Below are 15,934 nucleotides of genomic sequence, written 5' to 3' on the forward strand. Positions count from 1 at the left end.
CTCTGCAATATTTTGATCAAATTCTTCAAGCTGGAGACACCGCATGGCCCTGGAAGATGCAAATAAGCAAATCGATCATGCCTTTACCCGCGAAAATATGCGTGGATTGAGCTTTGAAAACGCCTTTGCCGGGGCGACGTCTTTCCTGCGTCGCCGCTATTCCAAGGATCTGACCGGCGTTGATCTGGCGATCACCGGCGTGCCCTTCGATCAAGCTGTGACGCATCGGCCCGGTACCCGGTTCGGGCCGCGTGCGATTCGCGAAGCCAGCAGCTTGCAACCCTATGATCCGCCCTATGGCTGGGGCTATGACCCGCTGACCCGCTTTTCCATCGTCGATTATGGCGACCTAGCCTTTGATTATGCCAAGACGTCTGAATTCCCCGCCACGTTGGAAAACCATTTTCGCACGATTCTGGCCGCCGATGTCGGCACTGTGACATTGGGCGGCGACCATTATATCGCTTTGCCAATCCTGAAAGCCTATGCCGAAAAATTCGGGCCGATGAGCGTGATCCAGTTCGATGCCCATTCCGACCTTTGGGCGGATGACGATTATGACCGGATCGATCACGGCACATTCATGTACAAGGCTGTAAAGCTGGGACTGGTCGATCCCAAACGGTCGGTTCAGATCGGCATTCGCACCGAATGCGACGATTACCTGGGTATGAATGTGATCGATGCGCGCGAAGTGCATGAAAGTGCGCCCGCCGATATCGCGAAGAAGATCAAAGCGATTGTCGGCGATGCGCCGACCTATCTGACCTTTGATATTGATGCACTTGATCCGGCCTATGCGCCGGGCACCGGAACGCCGGTCTGGGGCGGTCTGACCAGCGCCCAAGCGGCAATCATCCTGCGCGAACTTGCTGGGATCGATCTGAAAGGCGGCGATATCGTGGAAGTGTCGCCGCCCTATGATCCGACCGGTGCCACTGCGGTCGCCGGGGCGCATGTGGCGATGGAATTGATCTGCCTTTGGGGCTGGAATCGGCGATAAACAAACGCGGCGTCACCCTTGTCCAATGTGCGGTTCTAGTCCCCTGTGTTTTTCTAAGTATTTGTTGAACAGTGAAAGGGGCAGGCAATGAAATGGGTAGGATTTGCGGTTTTGGCGCTGCTGGGGCTGATGGCCTATGTTCGCCTTTCACCGAACGACCCGACCCGTTGGCACCAACCGATCCAGGGGGATCGGGACAAGCAATTCAATGCTGGTGCCATCCGCGTCGTTGCGGCACGCGCCGAAGATTTCACCCGACTGCATGAGATCGCACTGAGTTGGCCGCGCACCAAAGTTCTGTCCGGATCACAGAGTGAAGGCCGGATCACCTATATCAGCCGGACCGCATTTTGGGGATTTCCGGATTTCACTACGGTGGAACTGCGCGACGGTCAAATCGCGCTCTATGGCAGGTTACGATTTGGCCGCCGTGATTTCGGTGTCAACGCCGTGCGCATCGACCAATGGCTTGACGCTTTGGCGCAGGAATGAGCTAAGGCACCCTTGCGCCACTTCGCGCCACATCGGGACATTCAACGACATCTGACATTGCGCCATGAACATGCGGCCATCGACCTGCAGACAAATGGTCTGTCCCAGTTCGACCCGGGCACCAGACGTGTCGGTGCAATAACAATCCACCACCTTGCCGCCGATGTTCTGATCGGACAGGGCTGGCGTGGCCAGCAGTAGAAAGGGCAGGAATTTCCACATGAAAAGAAGTCTAGCATATCCGACGCTCTTGACCAAATCGCGTGAATGGGAAAAAGCAGGGATATGATATCACTGGACCGACTAGATCAGATCACCAGCCGTTTCGAATTCCTTGAAGCGCAAATGGCCGAAGGCCGCGGCGATATTGCCGTGATCGGCAAGGAATATGCCGATCTGCGCCCGGTAGTCGAACAGATCAGGGCCTATAAGCAACTTCTCGGTGATCTGTACGACGCCGAAGACATGCTGTCCGATCCTGAAATGAAGGCGCTGGCCGAAGAAGAATTGCCAGATTTAAAAGCCCGACTGCCAGTTGCGGAAAAAGCGCTTCAACTGACGCTTCTGCCCAAAGACGCCGCAGATGCACGCCCGGCAATGATCGAAATTCGCCCCGGAACGGGTGGCGACGAGGCGGCGTTGTTCGCTGGCGATCTATTACGGATGTACCAACGCTATGCCGAAGCAAGGGGATGGTCGTTTCAAATCATCGATCTGACCGAAACCGAACTGGGCGGGATCAAAGAGGTTACCGCCCATGTCAAAGGTGACGGCGTCTTTGCCCGGCTGAAATACGAAAGCGGTGTACACCGGGTGCAACGGGTGCCTGAAACGGAATCGGGGGGGCGCATTCATACGTCGGCGGCAACGGTGGCGGTGCTGCCCGAAGCCGAAGATGTCGATATCCAGATTGACCAGAACGATCTGCGCATCGACACCATGCGTAGTTCAGGCGCAGGTGGTCAGCATGTGAACACAACGGATTCTGCGGTGCGCATCACCCATATCCCTACCGGGATCGTGGTAACATCATCGGAAAAGTCACAGCATCAAAACCGCGCCATAGCGATGCAGGTTCTGAAGACCCGGCTGTTCGATCTGGAACGTCAGCGGATCGATACCGAACGCGCCGCAGACCGCAAGGCACAGGTCGGTGGTGGCGATCGGTCAGAACGCATCCGCACCTATAATTTCCCACAAGGCCGGATGACCGACCACCGGATCAACCTGACGCTCTATAAACTTGATCAGATCATGCAGGGCGATCTGGACGACGTGATCGATGCCCTGATCGCCCATCATCAGGCCGAAATGCTGGCGGAGATGAACGAGTGAAAGCGATAGAAGCGCAGTCGGCAGGTCAGGCATTGTCGATTGCGCTCAAACTGGGGCAGGAACAACTGGCCAAGATGGACAATCCCGCTCGTGAGGCCCGGTTACTACTGGCCCATGCAGCGGGCGTGGATCAAGCCGGGCTGATCCAGTTGGATATTGGTGATTACAACGCCGAAGTGATGACGCGGTACGCAGACATTCTGCACCGGCGCAGGGCAGGGGAGCCGGTTTCGAAAATTATTGGCTATCGTGATTTCTGGAACCATCGTTTTGAAATCAGCGCCGATGTGTTGGACCCGCGCCCGGATACCGAAACATTGGTTGCGGCGGCGCTGCAAGGGCCAGCACCGGACCGAATTCTGGATCTGGGCACCGGTAGCGGTTGCATCTTGCTTAGCCTGCTGGACGAATGGCCGCGCGCGACCGGCGTCGGCTGCGATCTGAGCGACAAGGCGTTGGATATCGCGCGGCGCAATGCGCAGGCGCTTGGATTAACCGACCGGGCCGACTTCGTCACGTCGGATTGGTTTACCGCAATCGAGGGCCGGTTCGACCTGATTGTGTCCAATCCCCCCTATATTGCGGCGGCAGAAATGACCGGATTGTCGCGCGAAGTTCTAAACCACGACCCGCATCTGGCGCTGACCCCCGGGGGGGACGGGCTGGCCCCTTATCGGATCATCGCTACCAGGGCCGGGGAATTTTTAACCGAAACTGGTCGGCTGATGGTTGAAATCGGTTGGCAACAGGGGCCGGATGTGTCCGCAATATTCCATCAGGCGGGATTGGTGAACGTGAAAACCCTCCCCGATCTGGAAGGGCGCAACCGCGTTGTGATGGCAACAGTTCGCTGATTTTCGGGGCATAAACCCGGTGCAAAGTCCAGAAATTACTTTTTTTGACTGGTTGCCCCTTGCCACGCTGCACTCAACGGATTAATCAGGGGGTGTCGAGGTGCTGGATGCTCTGATCCGCTCCCGCCCGACGCCAAGCCAAAAAACGATGTGGACCCGGTTGGTAATTGAGCGCAAGAGGCGTGAAACGGGTCTGACAACGCTGAAATGTGAAGGCTGGACAGCAGTAAGATGAGATCTTCCAAATCCCGTTCTCGGTCAAAGTCGAACCGAAACAATAATAACCGCAATGTCGGAAATATCGTAAATCGTGTGTTCGATAGTTCCGGGCCCGAAGGTAAAGTGCGCGGCACGCCGCAGCAGATTATCGAAAAGTACAATCAGTTGGCGCGCGATGCGCAACTGAGCAATGATCGTGTGGCGGCGGAAAATTTCCAGCAGCACGCGGAACATTACCTGCGTATGCTGAGCGCCGCACAACGCGACATGGATGCCCGCCGCGAACAGCAGGAACGCGAAAACCGCGAACGTCAAGCCGAACGCGACCGTGATCGCGCCGTACGACAGGACCGCGATACCGCTGATGCAGCCAACAAACCGGCCGAAGTCGCCAGCGATCCCGGAAGCGCCGATCAACCCGATATCGTCGATCTGGGCAATGAACCGGACAGTGGATTGGTGGAAACGCCCGAGGCTGGTTCGGAAAAACCGGCCAAGCCGAAGCCCGCCCGAAAGCCGCGCAAACCCCGGGTCAAGAAACCCGTAGAAGGCGAAGCGACGGACAAGCCCAAAGATCCACCCGCGCCGGAAGCGCCCGAAGCCGCAGAGTGATTTTTTTCGATCTTGATTTATAAAAAAGGCCCCGAAAGGGGCCTTTTGCTTGAGCAAAGTCGTTGTCTATCTGATCGTCTCAGCCCGCAGACAAGTTTCGCGTCAAGGTACAGAATTGTTCCAAGCTCACCGTTTCGGCCCGGTCGGTCGGTTTGATCCCAGACGCGATCAAACGATCCTCGATGTCCGGCGCAACCCCCTTCAGGGCGGCGCGCAGCATCTTGCGCCGCTGGTTGAACGCTCGAGCCACCAGCTGTTCCAATTTTTTCGCATCTGCAGGAAAGCGCGGTTCGGGCAGGGCTGTCAGATGCACCACCGCCGAATGCACCTTGGGCGGTGGGCTGAAGGCTTCGGGTGGAAGCTGTAAAGCGATCCGCGCATCGCAGCGCCACTGCGCCAGGATTGCCAACCGTCCGTAAGCCTTGGACCCGGGTTGTGCCACGATCCGTTCAGCGACTTCTTTCTGAAACATCAATGTCAACGAAGACCAGAACGGTGGCCATTCCTTTGGCGTCAGCCAACGCACCAACAATTCTGTTCCGACATTATACGGCAAGTTGGCGGCGATCCGGATCGGTGGGGTCAGGTATTGCAGCGGGTTGATTTCCAAGGCATCGCCATTGATCACCTGCAACCGACCCGGGTAAATCTGCGCGATTTCGTCCAGCGCCGCCATGCAGCGGCTGTCTTTTTCAATCGCCAGAACCTTGCGGGCGCCTTCGGCCAGCAATCCGCGAGTCAACCCGCCGGGGCCGGGGCCGATTTCCAGAATGTCACAGGCGCTCAGATCACCTGCAAGCCGGGCGATTTTCGACGTCAGGTTCAGATCAAGCAGGAAATTTTGTCCAAGTGATTTCTTGGCTGCAATACCGTGGCTGTCGATCACATCGCGCAGCGGCGGAAGGGAATCAATCTGGCTCATATCCGGGTCCGGTTTGCGGCCATTTTGGCAGCCAGTTTCAGCGCAGCGATAGTCGATGTCGGATCAGCCAACCCTTTGCCTGCGATATCAAACGCGGTTCCGTGATCGGGCGAGGTGCGGATAAAGGGCAACCCCAGCGTGACGTTGACACCACCGGCAAAATCAATGGTCTTGATCGGAATCAGGGCCTGATCGTGATACATGCAGATTGCAGCGTCGTAATGTGATCGCGCCGCGGAATGGAACATCGTGTCGGCCGATTTGGGTCCGTCTAGATGCAGGCCTTCGGCCCTGAGCCTGTCCAGCACCGGAATGATCAGGTCGATCTCTTCGTGCCCCATCGTACCGCCTTCGCCCGCATGCGGGTTCAAACCGGCCACGGCCAAACGCGGATTGTCCAGCCCGAAATCCCGGCGCAATGCCGCGTGGGTGATCCGGATTGTTTCGGTCAGCAGATCGGCGGTCAGCTGTTTCGGGACCGCGTTAATCGCGATATGGATCGTGGTTGGTACCACCCGCAATTCATCACTGGCCAACATCATCACAACGCGGTCCACATCGGCCAGCGCAGCAAGGTATTCTGTATGACCGGGATAGGCGAAATCCGCCCCGTCTTTCAGCGCTTTTTTGTGAATCGGCAGCGTACACAATGCCGAAGCCGCGCCGCTTTGCGTCAATTCAACACCGCGCGCGATAACATCGATCACGCCTTGCGCATTTGCCGGATCGGGCTGACCGGGCCGGGCCGCTGCGGGAAAATCATGCCGCAGCACGGGAATACCGCGACGGCAGGCTTCATTCGCGTCTTCGGCGGCGTCGATTGACACCACTGGCGCGGTTTGCGGCAAATGTCGTGGATCGCCGATATAGAAGAACGGCAGGCTGTCCCCCAACAGTTCCCAAGCACGAAACGCGATTTCAGGCCCGACGCCGGCCGGTTCGCCACAGCTCAGAGCGATTGGTGACCTCATCGATACGTGATCCGGGCTTCGGACCGCAATTCTTCCAAATAGCCGTTGGCAAAGGATTCAAGTTGCCGGTTGCGCAACTGCGCGGCAATTTCTTCGCGTGATGCATCCTCGGCAATTGCAGGAGTTCGACCGCACATCATCAGGAAAATCAATTGCTGCCCATCTGCCCGGGTCAGATTGGTCGACACTTCGCCCTTGTCGAGCTTGGCCAGCTCGATCGCGATATCTTGCGGCAATTCGGCAGGCGTTGTGATCACTCGGTCCAGCAATTCTTCCGGCTGGTCCTGATTGATCCCGTATAGGTCATCACAAGTATCAACATGTCCGCGCAGCGATTCAGCCTTGGCCAGAGTTTCGGGACTGCGCCCGCCCGGCATATAATAGGCCGCATATTCAATCGCGGAATATTCCGGGGTCTTGTAGTCGGATTCTGCGATCGCGCGCAGCTGGAACACCGCCAGCGCCCCTTGGAACGGCAGTGGCGCGGTGGCTTTACCCGGTGTCAACCCCAATAGAACCGGGCGAAGCGCCGGTGGCAAGTTGGTGATCGGCATCCATCCCAGTCTTCCTCCGACATCCCGACTGCGGGCGGCGGAATATTTCCGCGCCGCTTCAGAAAAGCCGCTGAGGCTTTCGATTTGGCTGATTTCCTCTGCCAGCGCCTGCACTTCTTCTTCGCGCCCCTGCGGGATGGGGATGATGATTTCAGAAACCAGAACCCGCACCGAACTGCCGCCGGTGACAGCGTTCAACGCTTTGTCGATATCCGCCTCGGACACCGAAACCCGACCGTTGTATTTAGCCCGGATCAATTCACGCCAACTCAGCCCCGGCACCATGAAATCCAGAAAGCTTTGTTTGTCGATGCCTTCCTTGGCCAGCAGTTGATAGAGCTGTTCAGGCTTCAGATTGGCACGGCCAGCAAATTCGGCCACGCCCCCATCGATCCCTTCCGGAGAAATCTGTAATCCGACGGCGTCGCTCGCCTCCAGTTTCAGGCGATCTTCGATCAATTGTTCACGGGCCAGTTTGGCCCGGTTGCCAGCCGCGTTCAACACCCCCAGCAACAATTCACGCTGTTCGATTTCGTACTGCGTGACAACCCGATCGTTGACCTTGATCACCGGATCAAAAAGTCCCTGGGCCAGCGCCAGCGCAGGGGTGGTCAGAAAGGTTCCGACGGCTGCGGCGGCAAAAAGAATCTGGCGCATGGTCTGTTTCATAGTCCTTGGTTCCTGCAACTGCGGGTATAACTTTTGTCAACCTTGCCTGCGCTAAACCCGGTCAGTTTGACGGTAAAGCCCAAAGAGGTCGACGGTTCGACGATAGTGGAAGAGGTGAAGCGGCGCGAGAGGGAAAGGTTCACCTGAACGCATTCATTTCGGTAAACCAGCCCCAGGCTGGCTTCGGCGGTCTTGTCGCTGACGATATCATAGCGCCAATCGGCGGTGCCGGACCAATGGTTTGAAATCCGATAGTATCCATCCAGAAGCCATTCCGACACTGTGCTGCTGCGATCTTCCGCGACGTCTACCCCAAGCCAGACATAAGACGCACCAAAGCCACCGCGCGCCAATTGCCAGGCGGCTCGGGCTTCGGCCTTGGACACATCAAACCCCTGATCGCTTAGCAAGGTACGCGCGCTGAGTGACAAGCCATTGGCGGTTTTCAACTGACCGGCCAACAATAAATCCGACGTGGTTCCCGACAACCCCGATGAAATCGTGAAATCGCTTTCTGCGGTTTCGCGATAAACCTGCCCAAGGGTCAGCGTGGAACTGCCGCCATGCGGACCCAGCCGGGTCCAGATCAGCCCTACAGCGGCCTGCGCACCGCGTTCGCGCCGGTCGTAGGACGGATACCGCGACAGCGCCAACAGGTTGCTTTCATCAAATTCGACCCGGGTGCTTTCCTCGTTGGGGACATTGGCGTTGGAACCGCCGGTCCAGCCCACCATCGCGACCGGTTCGATCACGTGGATGGAACCGTTTCGGGCGGCTTTCATCCACGGCCAGCGCAGCGTCAGCCGGGTTTGTGGCGTCACCACCGTGTCTTGATCGATCGAACTGCTGTCTTGTTCAACGTTAAAGGCATCAACCGCAACACCGGCGTAATATTCCATCCGCATACCTGCCGGTCCGGTCCAGGTGTTGCGCCAGCTCAGTTCAGTATCCGCCCGACTGATGTCGCGCCCGTCGATATCCAGATCGGAATAGCGGTAGTGTGAATGCGCCCCCAACGACAACCTCACTTCACCGCCGATTGATTTGGGGAAAAATCGCTTTTCGTATTCAATATCGCCGATGATTGTCGGCAGGGTGGAATTGTCTTCACCATCACGCAGCGTCTGGTACGAAGTCAACGCGGCGCGGACATATTCGTCGCGCCGGACCCGGGTCAGCGCGACCTCGCTCTCCAACCGGTCTTTGTCGGAATAGTCGTATTCCACCAGATAAGCGCGGTCGGTGACCGCTTCGACGTTGAAACTCAACTGGAAATTGCGTTTCAGATCGAACAGACCTTCACCGAACAGGTACCCGCGGCGGTCGGATTGAATCGAATCTTCGGACACCGCGCCGTTGAATTCGATCTTTCCATGGCGAAACGCCTGTCGATAGCGCAATTCCAATGTACGCGTTTCGGACGATAAATAGGGGGTCAGAGTCAGATCGCGATGATCGCCCATCTTGATGAAATAAGGCAGTTTCAATCCCAGCCCCAGCAGAGAATTTTGCTTCAGCGAAGGGATCATGAACCCTGTGGCCCGGTCCAGTGTCGGGTCGGGCAGCCGCAGCCGCGGCAGCCAGAACACCGGCACATTCATGATCCGCAATTGGGCGTTTTCGAAATAGAGCTGACGCTCTTCTTGATCATGCGTGGTTTTCGTGGCCCTGATCTGCCAAAGCGGCGGCGTATCGCTGTTACACACCCGGCACGAAGTCGCCGCGACCTTGTAAAGTTGTGAATAGCGCCCGCCGACGCGGCTGATCTGTGCGGCTGCCAATTGAACCTGCTGGTTCATGATCATCCGGGCCCCGCGCAACAACCCGTTTTCCATTTTGGCATCCAATTCACCGGAATCGGCCAAAACGATGGTATCTTCCCCGTCGCTGAGGATAATCGGCCCCTCGATGGTCAGTTTATCCTCGGCCCGGTCATAGATCACCCGCGCGGCCTTCAGGCGCATATCATCATAAAACGCTTCGACATTGCCGTCTGCTATCAGCCGGTTACGACCTTCGACCCGAAGATCGTCAGCGACCAGAACTGCGCTTTTAACCGCTTGTGTGGGCACAGGATTACCCTGCTGCTGCGCCGCGGCAGGCAGGGTATGGCCGGCACAAAGCAACACAACCAACAACAGCGAAGGAAGACGTCGTTTCATCACCCGTCCTCCATATGCAAAAGCAATCCAAGCGCAAGCAGAACCGACGCCGCAGGTGGCGCCCAAGCGGCCAGCATGATCGGTATTTGCCCATTTTCACCAAGAATTTGCGCGAAATTCCTAATGTAATACAGACTGAAACCCAGCATGATCGAAGCCAGAACAGCAATCCCGGTGCGGCCAGACCGGCTGTGGCGCATCGTGAAAGCCGAAGCGATCAATACCATCGCCATCAGAAACATCGGCCGGGCCAGTTCCATTTGCAGCCAAACAGCATGGCGACGGGCGGAAAATCCTGCTTCTTCCAATTGGGCAATATAGCTGGATAAATTCCAGATCGATATCGAACTGGGCAAACCGAAACTGTCGCGGATCCGTTCCCGGGTCAGGGAAGATGGTAGGGTCATGTCAGCGAAAGTTTCTGCAGCACCTTCGGGGTTTAGTTGAGGGTCAAGCGGCCAGACCTTGGCACGGGTCAGGGACCATTGACCTTCTCCTAACACAGCCATATCGGCTTCAATCCGACGCATTGGACCGCCTTCGGCGGAATAACTGAGAAAAGTCACGTCGAAAAACGAAGTGCCTTCGGGATTGGCCCGGGCGGCGCGGATCACCGTCTGGCCGTCTTTCCCGCCCTGACGCAGCCACAACCCTTCCTTACTGATCGAAAACGCGTTGGCCGATCCGCTTTGATAGGCTTCGAACAATTCGTGATACCGTTTCGAAGTTGCCGCGACGATCGGATTGAACATTGCCACGGTGAACGTCCCGATCATCGCCGCCACGATCAACGGCGAAAGCAGGCTGCGCAGGGCAGACCGCCCGGTAGCCCGCACCACCACCAATTCCGACGACCGGGCCAACCCCAAAAACAACGTGATCGTCGCCAGGATCATGACCAGAGGCAGAATGCTGTACAACCCTTCAGGCGTGTTCAGCAATGTCAGTTTGAAAATATCGGTCAAAGAGATACCGCTGGCGGAAAACCGGCTGATTTGTTCGACAAAATCAATCAAAAGCAACAGCAGAAAAAACACACCGGAAATTCCGGCGAAAATGGTGAAGAATTTGCGTGCGAAATAGAGGTCAAGCTTCATGCCGCTGTCGCCTTGCCGTGGGGCTGCCGCCGTCTGCGCGGTTTGGCGGCCCAGTAAAGCAACGTGACAGACATCATTGCGCCGGCCACTGAGGGTCCATACACCAACGGCCAAAGGTCGGCATTGGCGCGCACAGCATCCGTCACCAGCCCCTCGACCAGCTTGATAATCACCAACAGCACCAGAGCCGCCACGATCTGGCGCCAAACGCCAAAACGGGAAAAGCTACCCACCAACAGGGTGGAAAACCCAATCAATGCCGCGACCACACACAGAAACGCTTGGTTCACCCGGTAATGCAATTCTTCGATGGCGCGGCCGATGCTTTCGCCGGTTTCCGCCGCGATCGCCGCCGGTTCCCGTATCAATTCCCAAGTGGGACTGTTCCGGATTTGCCGGACATTCACGTCTGAAACACCGATCAAATCACTGATATCATATGTAAAATCTACAAAATGGGTGGTAAAAAGACGATTACCATCGCGCAAATAGCTTTGTGCCATTCCATCCACCATCACCAGCTTTGTCGCCCCGTCATCATTGATCAGATACGCGCGGTTCGCGGTATAGGTCATCGCCCGGTTGTCGCTGCGCCGATCCGACAGGAACACATCCTCCAGTGCACCATCCAAAGTGATGTCGCGAATATAGAAAGTGATGCCGTCGGCAGGATGTAAAAAGGTCCCTTCGGTCAGCAGTTTGGCTGTGATATTGCGGGATATTTCATTTTCACGCAGCTTCATCTGGCCCAGGCTAATCGGCACCAGAATGTGGGTCAGAATCGTCATCATCAGCCCCACGATCAGCCCGTAATACAGGACCGGGCGCGCCAATCGCCATGGGCTGAAACCGGTGGCCTGCATCACCACGAGTTCGGAATCGCTTGATAACCGGTTGGTAACATAGACAGATCCAGCAAAGACCGCCACCGGCAGCACCAGGCGGATCACATTGGGCAGGGTCAGCGCGGTGAATTCGATAAAGACAAAGGCCGATTGACCGTCACCGATCAATCGGTCGAACAGACGCACGGCCTGGTTGATCCAATAGATCGACACTAGCACCAGCGCGAAGAAGCCGAACAGCACCATTAGCTGCGACATCACATATCTGTCGAATCTGGACACGAGCCCCCCAAGGCAAAGCGCAATTTCAGCCGGACGTTACAAGATGTGGGCCGGGGGGGTAAACTGCTATCTGGCAATGTCGGCGAAGCGGCGCTAGGTATCAAGGCGTATCAACGAGGAGAGCACCAGATGACCGCGCCGATTTCCATCCGTTTTGTTGAAACCGATCTCGATACCATCGCGACCCAGAAAGGCCGGGTGGCGGTAATCGTCGATGGCGAAGGCAAACTGGATCCCGGCGCGCGCCGGGTGAACCGCCTGACCAAAGGGGCGCTGGCCCGCTTCGCTGGATCGGACCGGTTCGCAAAAATGAAGGACGGGCAGATCGCAACGATCGCTTTTCCGGTCGGAATGGAAGCCGAGGCTTTGGATATTTTGCGCCTGCCGCGCAATCCCCAGCCCGATCTCGCCCGCAAGGGCGGTGCGGCTTTGGCCAAAGCGAAAGCAAGCAAGGCACAGCTGATCCTTGCTGGCAATCTGCGCCGTGTCGATGATCTCGCCCTCGGTCTGGCGCTGCGCGGATATGCCTTCACCGACCACAAGACAGATAATCAAGACCCAATGGAAGCCACTGTAATCGCTTGTTCCAAACCGGACGAGGCAAGCGCGGCTGCCGCCCCCTTGCTCAGCGTTGCCGAAGGCGTGTTTTTCACCCGCGATCTGGTCAGCGAACCGGCCAATGTGTTGACGACTACCGAATTCGCCGACCGGCTGCAGGCAATGGCCGATCTAGGCCTGAAGGTGGAGATTCTGGAAGAGGACGCGTTGGAAAAACTGGGCATGGGCAGCCTGTTATCGGTGGGTCAAGGCAGCGTCAGCCCCTCCAAGGTGGTGGTGATGCAGTGGCAAGGTGGTGAAAAGGACGCGGCCCCCTTGGCCTTGGTCGGCAAAGGGGTGGTGTTCGATACCGGCGGGATCAGCCTGAAACCCGCCGCCGGCATGGAAGACATGACCATGGACATGGGCGGCGCGGGCGTGGTCGCGGGCGTGATGCGCGCGCTGGCCTTGCGCAAGGCCAAGGCCAATGTCGTCGGGCTGGTCGGGCTGGTGGAAAATATGCCTTCGGGCAATGCCACTCGTCCCGGCGACGTGGTCAAATCGATGAAGGGCGACACCATCGAAGTGATCAACACCGATGCCGAGGGCCGTTTGGTTCTGGCCGATGTGTTGTGGTATGCACAAGACCGGTTCAATCCGGCCGGTGTGATCGATTTGGCAACCCTGACCGGCGCGATCATCGTCGGATTGGGGCATGAAAATGCCGGCGTGTTTTCCAATGATGACGCCTTGTGCAGGGATTTTCTGAAAGCTGCCGAAGCCGAAGGTGAAGGCGCTTGGCGGATGCCGCTGGGCCAAGCTTATGACGACATGATCAAATCGCAAATTGCGGATATCAAGAATACCGGCGGACGTCCCGCCGGGTCGATCACGGCGGCACAGTTTCTGCAACGCTTCATCAAGGCTGACATGCCTTGGATCCATCTGGATATCGCCGGCGTGGCCAGCGTGAAGGCGGAAACGAAATATGCCCCCAAGGGTGCGACGGGCTGGGGCGTGATGGCGCTGAACCGGCTGGTGGCCGATAAGTTCGAGGGATAATCCCTTATGGGAGCTGCGTTTTTCTATCATCTGACCCGCGCACCGCTAGAAGCGACCCTGCCCATGTTATTGGGCAAATCGCTTGGGGCGGGTTGGAAGGTAGTGGTGCGCGGCCCCAACCGCGCCCGGATGGAATGGCTGGATCAGAAACTTTGGCTAGGGCCAGAGGATGCGTTTTTGCCGCACGGTTTATCGGGTGGGCCGCATGACGCGCACCAACCCGTGTTGTTGACGGTGGCGGGGGAAGCGGCTGGAAATAACCCGGCCTGCCTGATGGCGATCGACGGCGCAGAGGTCGCAACAAAAGAGGTGCAGACGTTGGAACGTGTTTGCATCCTGTTCGACGGCACCGACGAAGAGGCGGTGCAGGTCGCGCGCGGCCAGTGGAAAGCGCTCACCAGCGCGGGCTGTTCGGCGCAATACTGGTCCGAGGAAACGGGCCGGTGGGAGAAAAAAGCGGAAAGCTGAACCCTAAAAGGGCGGCACCGACAACCGTGTTATCCCGATCAGAAAACAGGGCGAAATCCGTGTCAGATTTCACCCATCAGATATCAGGGAATGATCCGCGTGTATTTCACGCCTTCCAAGGTCGCCCCGGCCATCAGCCCGGCTTGGCCAAAGATCACCGCCACGACCGGGCTGGACGATGTCGTGGTTTCGGCCCGCATGTTGCCGCCTTTGTCGTTCAGCGCATACTCCACATCGGCACCCGCCGCCCAGCCGGGGGAATGGCGAAACCGCGTCAGCGCATCTTCGGTCATGAAGAACAGAACATGCGCAAATTGCTGCGCCCCGATCTGCAACCCGATGCTGCCCTTGGTCGACGAATAATAATCCACCGTCACCCCATCGACGCGCAGCGCACCACGGCCATAGCCGCCGCCGATGCCGAAACCAGCCTCGGTAACCAGCGGCATCACCAGTTGTCCATTGGATTTGTCGGCCAGATCCCGTGTGTTGGGGTAAGTGGAATAGAGATAGTCTAGCGTCTTATCGACCCGTGCGTCGATCTTGGGGCCGGCGCTGCTGCCCACGCCATTCCCGCAAGCTGCGGTCACTCCTGCACCTGCCAAAGCCGCAAGCGTAAAGCCGCGTCGTGAAAACTGTGTCATGATATCGCCTGTTCATTGCCTGACTGCTGCCGACTATGCTGCCGGTTCCTGCGTTTAGTATAAACGCAGGAACGCGCCCTGTCACGTCCAACCCTCAAACGTCGGCAGGTTACCGCAGGCCGTGCAATTTCTTCGCAACCGCGGGAGCAAAATAAGTCAGGATGCCATCGCAACCGGCCCGTTTGAAGCACAGCAGGCTTTCCATCATCGCCTTTTCGCCGTCGATCCAGCCGTTCAGGGCGGCGGCCTGTATCATCGCGTATTCGCCCGACACCTGATAGGCATAGGTCGGCACCGCGAAACGGTCCTTCACCCGGCGGCAGATATCCAGATAGGGCATGCCGGGCTTGACCATCACCATGTCGGCGCCTTCGCTCAGATCGCGCTCGATCAGGCGCAAGGCTTCGTCGGTATTGCCGGGGTTCATCTGATAGGTTGTCTTGTCGCCCTTCAGTGCGCCACTGGCGCCCACTGCATCGCGGAACGGACCATAAAAGGCGCTGGCATATTTGGCCGAATAAGACAGCAGCATGGTGTCCTGAAACCCTTCGGATTCCAGCATGTCGCGCATCGCGCCGATGCGGCCATCCATCATGTCCGACGGTCCGATGATATCGATCCCGGCGCGGGCCTGCGATAACGCCTGTTTCACCAAGGCATCAACCGTTTCGTCATTGATGATCTTGCCATCGACAACAAATCCATCATGACCATCGGCACTGTAGGGATCCAGCGCGACATCTGACATGACCGCGATATCAATCCCGGCGTCCTTGATCGCGCGGCTGGCACGGTTGGACAGGTTGTCGGGGTTCCATGCCTCTTCACAGGTCGAGGTCTTCAGCGCCGGGTCGGTATAGGGAAACAGGCAAATCACCGGGATTCCCAGATCGGCGGCTTCGCGTGCCGCCTCGACGATCTTGTCGACAGAACGGCGCATCACGCCGGGCATCGACGCAACCGGTTCTTCCACCCCTTCGCCATCGCGTACGAAGACCGGCCAAATCAGATCACCGACCCCCAAAGTGTTTTCCTGCACCAACGCCCTGATCTGTGGCGATTGACGAGTGCGGCGGAACCGGGTTTTGGGGAAGGGGGCTTGGCCGAGATGTGACATGAACGCGTCCTTTCTGATTGCGACATGGGTGCCATGTAATTTCCCGCATCTCAAGGGTAGGAATTGCCGCGCGGGCAAAGTATGCAGAC

Annotated in this window: 16 protein-coding genes; 7 read left to right on the forward strand and 9 right to left on the reverse strand. The window is 57.5% G+C overall.

Annotation, left to right across the window (positions count from 1 at the left end; genetic code table 11):
* The first annotated feature begins 43 nt into the window (after positions 1 to 43).
* Positions 44 to 1,003: an agmatinase gene (gene speB, locus TG4357_RS01390; protein ID WP_058261075.1), complete on the forward strand. Its 960-nt coding sequence runs from the start codon at positions 44 to 46 to the stop codon at positions 1,001 to 1,003.
* Between the two features lie 87 nt (positions 1,004 to 1,090).
* Complete coding sequence (locus TG4357_RS01395; RefSeq protein ID WP_058261076.1) at positions 1,091 to 1,495, forward strand: DUF1499 domain-containing protein; 405 nt, start codon at positions 1,091 to 1,093, stop codon at positions 1,493 to 1,495.
* Here TG4357_RS01395 and TG4357_RS18965 read toward each other — a convergent pair.
* On the reverse strand, positions 1,418 to 1,717 hold the full coding sequence (locus tag TG4357_RS18965) for a hypothetical protein (protein ID WP_074646789.1): 300 nt from the start codon (positions 1,715 to 1,717) through the stop codon (positions 1,418 to 1,420). The genes TG4357_RS01395 and TG4357_RS18965 overlap by 78 nt on opposite strands.
* Before the next feature lie 63 nt (positions 1,718 to 1,780).
* Between TG4357_RS18965 and prfA the strand changes: the two genes are divergently transcribed.
* From prfA to TG4357_RS01415, 3 genes are all read left to right on the forward strand, one after another.
* Positions 1,781 to 2,830: a peptide chain release factor 1 gene (gene prfA, locus TG4357_RS01405; RefSeq protein ID WP_058261078.1), complete on the forward strand. Its 1,050-nt coding sequence runs from the start codon at positions 1,781 to 1,783 to the stop codon at positions 2,828 to 2,830.
* Positions 2,827 to 3,684 carry a peptide chain release factor N(5)-glutamine methyltransferase gene (gene prmC / locus TG4357_RS01410; RefSeq protein ID WP_267886186.1) on the forward strand — a complete coding sequence of 286 codons (858 nt, stop codon included), beginning with the start codon at positions 2,827 to 2,829 and terminating at the stop codon, positions 3,682 to 3,684. Before prfA ends, prmC begins: the two co-directional genes overlap by 4 nt.
* A 231-nt stretch (positions 3,685 to 3,915) precedes the next feature.
* Complete coding sequence (locus TG4357_RS01415) at positions 3,916 to 4,515, forward strand: DUF4167 domain-containing protein (protein WP_058261079.1); 600 nt, start codon at positions 3,916 to 3,918, stop codon at positions 4,513 to 4,515.
* A gap of 79 nt (positions 4,516 to 4,594) precedes the next feature.
* Here TG4357_RS01415 and rsmA read toward each other — a convergent pair whose 3' ends face one another.
* Genes rsmA through lptF form a run of 6 tightly spaced genes read right to left on the reverse strand, consistent with a single transcriptional unit; the run spans position 4,595 to position 12,017 of the window.
* Positions 4,595 to 5,437: a 16S rRNA (adenine(1518)-N(6)/adenine(1519)-N(6))-dimethyltransferase RsmA gene (gene rsmA, locus TG4357_RS01420; protein ID WP_058261080.1), complete on the reverse strand. Its 843-nt coding sequence runs from the start codon at positions 5,435 to 5,437 to the stop codon at positions 4,595 to 4,597.
* A complete protein-coding gene (gene pdxA / locus TG4357_RS01425) occupies positions 5,434 to 6,408 on the reverse strand; it encodes a 4-hydroxythreonine-4-phosphate dehydrogenase PdxA (protein WP_058261081.1) in 975 nt (324 codons plus the stop codon). Before pdxA ends, rsmA begins: the two co-directional genes overlap by 4 nt.
* Positions 6,405 to 7,619: a peptidylprolyl isomerase gene (locus tag TG4357_RS01430; protein WP_233487407.1), complete on the reverse strand. Its 1,215-nt coding sequence runs from the start codon at positions 7,617 to 7,619 to the stop codon at positions 6,405 to 6,407. The genes pdxA and TG4357_RS01430 overlap by 4 nt, the downstream gene beginning before the upstream one ends.
* An 8-nt stretch (positions 7,620 to 7,627) precedes the next feature.
* Entirely contained in the window at positions 7,628 to 9,793 is a 2,166-nt protein-coding gene (locus tag TG4357_RS01435; protein ID WP_058261083.1) for an LPS-assembly protein LptD, read from the reverse strand.
* Positions 9,793 to 10,890: an LPS export ABC transporter permease LptG gene (gene lptG / locus TG4357_RS01440; protein ID WP_058261084.1), complete on the reverse strand. Its 1,098-nt coding sequence runs from the start codon at positions 10,888 to 10,890 to the stop codon at positions 9,793 to 9,795. Before lptG ends, TG4357_RS01435 begins: the two co-directional genes overlap by 1 nt.
* Positions 10,887 to 12,017 (reverse strand): LPS export ABC transporter permease LptF, encoded by a 1,131-nt coding sequence (gene lptF, locus TG4357_RS01445; RefSeq protein WP_437438299.1) that lies wholly within the window; start codon positions 12,015 to 12,017, stop codon positions 10,887 to 10,889. Before lptF ends, lptG begins: the two co-directional genes overlap by 4 nt.
* Positions 12,018 to 12,146: 129 nt before the next feature.
* On the opposite strand from lptF, the gene TG4357_RS01450 reads away from it, so the two are divergent.
* Together TG4357_RS01450 and TG4357_RS01455 are read left to right on the forward strand one after the other, a co-directional pair.
* Complete coding sequence (locus TG4357_RS01450; protein WP_058261085.1) at positions 12,147 to 13,616, forward strand: leucyl aminopeptidase; 1,470 nt, start codon at positions 12,147 to 12,149, stop codon at positions 13,614 to 13,616.
* A 6-nt stretch (positions 13,617 to 13,622) separates the two neighbouring features.
* Positions 13,623 to 14,084 carry a DNA polymerase III subunit chi gene (locus TG4357_RS01455; protein ID WP_058261086.1) on the forward strand — a complete coding sequence of 154 codons (462 nt, stop codon included), beginning with the start codon at positions 13,623 to 13,625 and terminating at the stop codon, positions 14,082 to 14,084.
* Positions 14,085 to 14,167: 83 nt separating this feature from the next.
* On the opposite strand, the gene TG4357_RS01460 is transcribed toward TG4357_RS01455, so the two are convergent.
* Both TG4357_RS01460 and hemB read right to left on the reverse strand, forming a co-directional pair.
* Positions 14,168 to 14,728: a lipid-binding SYLF domain-containing protein gene (locus tag TG4357_RS01460; protein ID WP_058261087.1), complete on the reverse strand. Its 561-nt coding sequence runs from the start codon at positions 14,726 to 14,728 to the stop codon at positions 14,168 to 14,170.
* A gap of 109 nt (positions 14,729 to 14,837) precedes the next feature.
* Complete coding sequence (hemB, locus tag TG4357_RS01465; protein WP_058261088.1) at positions 14,838 to 15,845, reverse strand: porphobilinogen synthase; 1,008 nt, start codon at positions 15,843 to 15,845, stop codon at positions 14,838 to 14,840.
* Between the last annotated feature and the right edge of the window lie 89 nt (positions 15,846 to 15,934).

The sequence above is a fragment of the Thalassovita gelatinovora genome (genome assembly GCF_001458355.1).
In the GTDB taxonomy this organism is placed as follows: domain Bacteria; phylum Pseudomonadota; class Alphaproteobacteria; order Rhodobacterales; family Rhodobacteraceae; genus Thalassobius; species Thalassobius gelatinovorus.

Excerpts from the sequence above, each read along its gene's own strand:
- speB (WP_058261075.1), top strand. The coding sequence starts at position 44 with ATGGCCCTGGAAGATGCAAATAAGCAAATCGATCATGCCTTTACCCGC.
- TG4357_RS01395 (WP_058261076.1), top strand. The coding sequence starts at position 1,091 with ATGAAATGGGTAGGATTTGCGGTTTTGGCGCTGCTGGGGCTGATGGCC.
- TG4357_RS18965 (WP_074646789.1), bottom strand. The coding sequence starts at position 1,717 with ATGTGGAAATTCCTGCCCTTTCTACTGCTGGCCACGCCAGCCCTGTCC.
- prfA (WP_058261078.1), top strand. The coding sequence starts at position 1,781 with ATGATATCACTGGACCGACTAGATCAGATCACCAGCCGTTTCGAATTC.
- TG4357_RS01415 (WP_058261079.1), top strand. The coding sequence starts at position 3,916 with ATGAGATCTTCCAAATCCCGTTCTCGGTCAAAGTCGAACCGAAACAAT.
- rsmA (WP_058261080.1), bottom strand. The coding sequence starts at position 5,437 with ATGAGCCAGATTGATTCCCTTCCGCCGCTGCGCGATGTGATCGACAGC.
- pdxA (WP_058261081.1), bottom strand. The coding sequence starts at position 6,408 with ATGAGGTCACCAATCGCTCTGAGCTGTGGCGAACCGGCCGGCGTCGGG.
- TG4357_RS01430 (WP_233487407.1), bottom strand. The coding sequence starts at position 7,619 with ATGCGCCAGATTCTTTTTGCCGCCGCAGCCGTCGGAACCTTTCTGACC.
- TG4357_RS01435 (WP_058261083.1), bottom strand. The coding sequence starts at position 9,793 with ATGAAACGACGTCTTCCTTCGCTGTTGTTGGTTGTGTTGCTTTGTGCC.
- lptG (WP_058261084.1), bottom strand. The coding sequence starts at position 10,890 with ATGAAGCTTGACCTCTATTTCGCACGCAAATTCTTCACCATTTTCGCC.
- TG4357_RS01450 (WP_058261085.1), top strand. The coding sequence starts at position 12,147 with ATGACCGCGCCGATTTCCATCCGTTTTGTTGAAACCGATCTCGATACC.
- TG4357_RS01455 (WP_058261086.1), top strand. The coding sequence starts at position 13,623 with ATGGGAGCTGCGTTTTTCTATCATCTGACCCGCGCACCGCTAGAAGCG.
- TG4357_RS01460 (WP_058261087.1), bottom strand. The coding sequence starts at position 14,728 with ATGACACAGTTTTCACGACGCGGCTTTACGCTTGCGGCTTTGGCAGGT.
- hemB (WP_058261088.1), bottom strand. The coding sequence starts at position 15,845 with ATGTCACATCTCGGCCAAGCCCCCTTCCCCAAAACCCGGTTCCGCCGC.